Annotated in this window: 6 protein-coding genes and 2 pseudogenes; 2 read left to right on the top strand and 6 right to left on the bottom strand. The window is 33.5% G+C overall.

The genetic code is table 11. The features are described from left to right. The 4 genes and pseudogenes from AC06OU_RS05305 to AC06OU_RS05320 all read right to left on the bottom strand — a co-directional run. On the bottom strand, positions 1-315 hold a 315-nt coding region (locus AC06OU_RS05305; protein ID WP_475854446.1), incomplete at its 3' end, for an integrase. A gap of 522 nt (positions 316-837) precedes the next feature. Beyond that, complete coding sequence (locus tag AC06OU_RS05310; protein ID WP_475854448.1) at positions 838-993, bottom strand: hypothetical protein; 156 nt, start codon at positions 991-993, stop codon at positions 838-840. Positions 994-1,139: 146 nt separating this feature from the next. Next, positions 1,140-1,367, bottom strand: a pseudogene (locus AC06OU_RS05315) (KGG domain-containing protein); the annotation flags it as partial. A gap of 118 nt (positions 1,368-1,485) precedes the next feature. Continuing rightward, on the bottom strand, positions 1,486-3,342 hold the full coding sequence (locus tag AC06OU_RS05320) for a DNA ligase D (protein ID WP_475854450.1): 1,857 nt from the start codon (positions 3,340-3,342) through the stop codon (positions 1,486-1,488). Positions 3,343-3,428: 86 nt separating this feature from the next. On the opposite strand from AC06OU_RS05320, the gene ku reads away from it, so the two are divergent. Next, positions 3,429-4,259 carry a non-homologous end joining protein Ku gene (ku, locus tag AC06OU_RS05325; RefSeq protein ID WP_475854451.1) on the top strand — a complete coding sequence of 277 codons (831 nt, stop codon included), beginning with the start codon at positions 3,429-3,431 and terminating at the stop codon, positions 4,257-4,259. A gap of 122 nt (positions 4,260-4,381) precedes the next feature. On the opposite strand, the gene AC06OU_RS05330 is transcribed toward ku, so the two are convergent. Then, positions 4,382-4,672, bottom strand: coding sequence for a hypothetical protein (locus tag AC06OU_RS05330; RefSeq protein WP_475854452.1), 291 nt, complete (start codon positions 4,670-4,672; stop codon positions 4,382-4,384). A gap of 312 nt (positions 4,673-4,984) precedes the next feature. On the opposite strand from AC06OU_RS05330, the gene AC06OU_RS05335 reads away from it, so the two are divergent. Next, positions 4,985-5,380: a pyrimidine dimer DNA glycosylase/endonuclease V gene (locus AC06OU_RS05335; RefSeq protein ID WP_475854453.1), complete on the top strand. Its 396-nt coding sequence runs from the start codon at positions 4,985-4,987 to the stop codon at positions 5,378-5,380. Between the two features lie 62 nt (positions 5,381-5,442). On the opposite strand, the pseudogene AC06OU_RS05340 reads toward AC06OU_RS05335, so the two are convergent. Next, positions 5,443-5,624 (bottom strand): annotated as a pseudogene (locus AC06OU_RS05340) (alanine/glycine:cation symporter family protein); the annotation flags it as partial.

Consider the following 5,624-nt stretch of genomic DNA (forward strand, 5'->3'; position numbering starts at 1 on the left):
TATCGAATGATTTCGTTTCATATGAAAAATTTCTTTTGTTCGCTCTAGAGTATTCATTAATGCAATACGATCCATGGCATGACCTAGCTCATGAATTGTAAGTATTTTAACATATAACTCCATTGTAAAAGGGCAAGGCATCTCTTCTATGGCTATAAATAATCTGTGCAAATCTACTCCGATATAATTACCTATAAAGTTGTAGCTCATATTAATCCCTGAATTGTCTTTATAAACCTCCATGGTCATGTTAACCGAGTGCACTGTTGAATGGATTATTTCTTCTATATTATTTTGCGTTTTAACATCTGTCATTTTGTTTCTTTTTTACCCCTTGTATATTTATTCTAAGGACGAGTTTTCAATGAGTAATACTATATAACAATAACTAAAATTTTACAATATTTTTGCACACAATCTTAAAAGCACAATCCAAGTAGTAAGTGCTTAATGAACTTTATATGCTTTTTAATAAGCAATTAGAAGCAATCCCTCCTTATCTGGTATCATTATCCATGGGCAAGCTAGTTGTGATCTTTTTACCTTTTTCAATAAACACTTTGGATCCTATAACTAACATTACATGTAACATGCTGGTAATGAAGTGACTAATTAAGATGGAATTATACTTATATCATTTCCGAGGAAATAAACAGTATTCATTCTTTGAATACAATATGGAATTCTTTTTAAATATTATTTAGAAAGCCTATAACATGCCCACTAAGATCTGATATATAGTTCCTACCAACATGCTAAATAACAAAAAATACCCGAGACATAATCGACTCGGGTATTGCAGTTATGGTTTTCATTTTGTATATCAGATAGAAGTAATTAGTTTTTACCTTGTTGACGAGTTTCCCCGCCCTTACGTCCAATTTCCTTATAGAAGTCTTTATTATGGTTATCAGATGTGACTTCTCCGCCTTTACGTCCTGCTTCTTCTACAGACATTTTACCATTGTTGTTTCCTCGATTATTTGTAGCCATTAAAATCATCCTCCTAGTAATAGTTAAAACTCACTATTTAGATTCTCTTAAAATTATCGGTTGGATTATTTTTAATTCGGTTTTGTTAAACATGGATTTTAGTTAGTGATTAACATTTTTAATTTTTTCATATAGCGTTGACATTAATGGTTGTTGGAGTTGCCTCGCGACTCTCCACCCTTTTCACCAATTTCCTTATAAAAGTCTTTGTCATGATTATCGGATGTGGCTTCTCCGCCTTTGCGTCCGATCTCCTCGTAGAATTCCTGTCCGTGATTATTGGAGGTAGCTTCTCCACCTTTACGTCCTGCTTCTTCAAACGACATGTTTCCATTGTTATTTTTTCCGCGATTGTTCTGGTTATTGTTAGCCATATTAATTCCTCCTTTTACTTGTTTTGAGCTTTTATCTCAAGCTCACTAATCATATTCCCATCTAATAATTGCTGAAACATTTTCTTGTTAAAATAGTGCCTTACTCTTAAGTGTATAATTAAAATAGTATGTTTTTTAACTGTTCTATTACTTTTTTGAATGCAAATTGGTTGTCTACATGTCTAAAACTATGAAAAAGATTTCCTTGCTTCTCCATTCTTTTTAATACAATTGGAATGGTAAATAAAGTGGGACTCAGCTCTTTATTTACCTCTTCCCAATTTAATGGAGTTGCAACATAGCCACCCTCGTTACCGCGTGTAGAATAGGGAGCAATAATAGTTTTCCCTTCATGATGCTGCACGTAATCCAGATAGAGCTTGTTATCTCTATTTTTTTTCATGCGTTCAGTCGTAAAAAGGTTTGGCTCCTGCTCACAGAGAAAATCGCAAACAAATTTAGTAAAAATCCTGGTGTTCTCGTAAGAGAAAATACCTTTAGGTAGTGGAATATAAATTTGCAATCCCTTTCCCCCTGATGTTTTAATAAATGAAACAAGAGAAAATTCATCGAAAATAGCTTTCATTCTAACTGCTGCTTCAACTGCCATCCAAAAATAATCCACGGACGGGGGATCTAAGTCAAATACAATTTCTGTTGGTTTTTCTGTATCAACTGTTTGAAAAGGAATATGGAATTCTAATGCTAGCTGATTTCCAAGCCAAAGAAGAGTTTCGATATTATTACAAATAACATACCTGTTATCTTCAAAAAGTTTGGTTTCTACATATTTAGGGATGTTATCCTCCCAATTTTTTTGATAAAATCGTTCCTCCCTTATTGTTCCATGCGGGTATCTAATGACAGTCAACAGTCTATTCCTTAAAAAAGGTATCATATAAGAAGAGACTCGTTGAAGAAAATAGAGATAGTCCTCTTTTCGAATATCATTTGTAAGCCATATAGGCTTGTCCGGATGAGTTACTTTCACGTTTTCAGGTAAAGTGTATAATTGTAAATTAAATTGTCTTCTTGTACACTCAGCTGGTTCACAATCAAAATTAAATTGATGGAACCTTGGTTCTCTCAAACTTTTTCCATCAAAATCGATTGAAGCAATATCCACGCATATAGAAGGTTCTATGACCCACTTGTTTTTCCCAACCATTTGACCATTAGTATAAAAAAAGTTTTGAAGCGTTAGAAGCTCTTCTTCCTTTAGACCGTGGCTAAAGTTGACCACTTCTATTAATTTATCCTGTTCATAGATAGCTCCAAAAAAATAATTATTATTCTTATCAAATGATGTTAGGATGATGGTTGTAATCTTCCAATTTTTGATTTTGAGCCAATCAGTTGAGCGCTTTCCAATAGTCCAGAAACTTTTCTTTTTCTTTGCAACCATTCCTTCTCCATTATGAGCTACAATTTTTCCCCATAGTTGTTGACTCAATTTACTTTGTTCAATTATTTGTAGTCGTTTATTATTTTCACAATCAGCAGTAGGTAGACTAAGCTTCTTAAACATTAGACTAAGCTTCTCTCTTCGTGTAACAAGTGGAAGGCTATGAATGCCATCTCCATTAATAGTCATGAGATCAAAAATTACTAGGTGGCAAGGAAATTTCGCAGCATGCTCTTCAATTGCATCATTAGTTCTCATCCTGCCTCTTGTTTGAACGACTGTAAAATTACTCTTATAATTATTTACTAAATGCACAATCTCCCCGTCCATCACTATTGGTAAGTATGGTTTTATTTTGTCCTGAATAGAAAGGCAAAATTGGATAATTTCTGGAAACATTTTATTGAGAACGTTCTCATTTCTACTTTTTAATATAGGTTCCTCATACCATTCTAATATACATCGAAAACCATCATATTTAGTTTCATATATCCAATCCTTATCTAAAGGAATATCATCACTAGGAGTTAAAAGCATAGGTTTAATATTTTTTCCTACTTTCTTTTTCATTAGCTTTTGATAAATTTATCTTCCTCATACATAAAACTAGTCAAAAGATATCATAGTAAGGGAAAAGAAAAGCAGGTGTAACACATATGCATACAGTTTGGAAAGGAAGTATCAGTTTTGGACTTGTCAATATTCCTGTAAAACTTCATACTGCAACTGATAATAAAGATATTAAATTACGCCAACTTCATAAGGAATGCATGAAGCCGATTTCCTATAAAAAGGTTTGTGAGGGCTGTAGTGAAGAAGTGAAACCTGAAGATATCGTGAGGGCTTACGAGTATTCTAAAAACAAGTTTGTCGTTTTGGATGAAGAGGAACTTGAAAAGCTGCGAAAAGAAAATGAAGATAAAGCAGTACAAATAATCGATTTTGTAAAACTAGAAGAAATCGATCCTATCTATTTTGAAAAAAGCTATTTTTTAGCTCCTGACAGTGGTGGCTCCAAGGCATATTCTCTATTAAGAAAAGCTTTAGAGGAATCTGGAAAAATTGGTGTAGCCAAAATTATTATAAGAGCTAAAGAACAGCTAGCAGTTGTGCGTGTATACAAGGAATTGCTCGTTATGGAAACCATTCATTTCCCCGATGAGGTGAGAAAGGCTTCGGATGTTCCAAATATCCCGCTTGACCAAACAGTCGTACAAAAGGAATTAGAAACTGCCTTGCTATTAGTCGATCAACTGACTACTGAATTTAACCCTGAAAAATATACAGATGATTACCGTACTGCACTTATGGAATTAATCGAAGAGAAAAAAGTTAGCAGTCCACCTATTGAAACAGACGGTAAACAGCAACCCGCAGCTGCATCTAATGTGACGGATTTAATGGCAGCGTTACAGGCTTCCTTAGATAAAACAAAAAAGAAAAAGGCGCCTGCTCGGAAAAGAACTCCAAAAGCAAAGACATCTTAAGCTTATTTTATATCAAAGCATACTTCCTGGATTCAATATACACATAATTTATTGAAAACAGCTTTAGCTATTCCGAAGCCCTCTATATATTACGAGGGCTTTGTTTGATTTTACGAACACCATTAACCTACAATAAAAGGAGAGACGATCATAAAAACTGACACTGTAGCAATAACATAAGTAACTGAATTAGGTAATTTTTTTCTTCCTTCTCCTTTATACCAACCTGAGAATTGAAGTTTATTTCTATATAATACAAATAGTAATAATAAAATCGCCACGCCACCTAACCAGGAATAAGTTCCAACCTCGAACCTAGTATAGATTGCATTTAGTAAACCACTCAAAATTACACCAAGAATTGCAAAAATGAAAATAATACGAAGAATTTCTAAAAGCATTTTTAAAACCATTTGAAATCTCCCCTTTAAGATCACCTAGAAGGTCATCCTTTTTTAGTTTTACTTGTAGCCATAAAGATAACAATAAGTGCTATGATTGCTATAAAAGCAAGAACTATAATAGTGAACATAAAACCAGGTAATGCTATTGTCGGCATTATGACACCTCCATTTACCCAATAATAGCACAGTTAATTTACATTTCCCACCATATTTCAATTCCTTGTGCAGCAAACAAACACAAAAAATTTAAACATTCATCATTGTTTGATATAACATGAATGTTTCTAACACAGGGTCAACTTCATAAAGGAGATGTTTTCTTTGCGCTTATGGCACCAACAATTACTAAGCTCTTTACCGAAATCCCAGCTGTTGGCACAATGGCGTGAGTTAAACAGTATTTTTGCGAAAGAAGATCGCCATATTTTAATAAACTATATCTATGACTATCCAAAGGATGATTTATTTTCTTATACCCAGCTCGTCTTACTGGAAATGCGTAAACGCAACATAAATATACGTACAGTAGACAAAATGGAAAAATATTTTGAAGGTCGCTCTTATAAAACACTAGCAGATCCATTTGAGCATCATCATACGAAAGACTATTTAGAAATATGTTATTTCAATCTAAAAGAAAAGTTTATACGTGGACAGAAGGATTTTAATATGGAACAGTATGAATCCTTAATGTTCGTGTACAAAAAACAAACGTGAATGTAAACACATTCACGTTTGTTGCTTATACCTGCATGCGTGTTTGTCACCTATGGTGAAAATCATTTTTTCTTCTTCAAACGATCCTCATAAAACACATTAAAGTTTGGATCCACCACACCAATATTTAAATACCTAGCCTTGTAATCTCTTAATAACTCAAAGAATTTCTTGCTTAAAAATAGTAACACAACTAAGTTTACGAAGGTAGGGATCGCTGTAGTAATATCAGCAAAATACCATA

The organism is Psychrobacillus sp. (assembly GCF_056205495.1).

Excerpts from the sequence above, each read along its gene's own strand:
- AC06OU_RS05320 (WP_475854450.1), bottom strand. The coding sequence starts at position 3,342 with ATGAAAAAGAAAGTAGGAAAAAATATTAAACCTATGCTTTTAACTCCT.
- ku (WP_475854451.1), top strand. The coding sequence starts at position 3,429 with ATGCATACAGTTTGGAAAGGAAGTATCAGTTTTGGACTTGTCAATATT.
- AC06OU_RS05330 (WP_475854452.1), bottom strand. The coding sequence starts at position 4,672 with ATGGTTTTAAAAATGCTTTTAGAAATTCTTCGTATTATTTTCATTTTT.
- AC06OU_RS05310 (WP_475854448.1), bottom strand. The coding sequence starts at position 993 with ATGGCTACAAATAATCGAGGAAACAACAATGGTAAAATGTCTGTAGAA.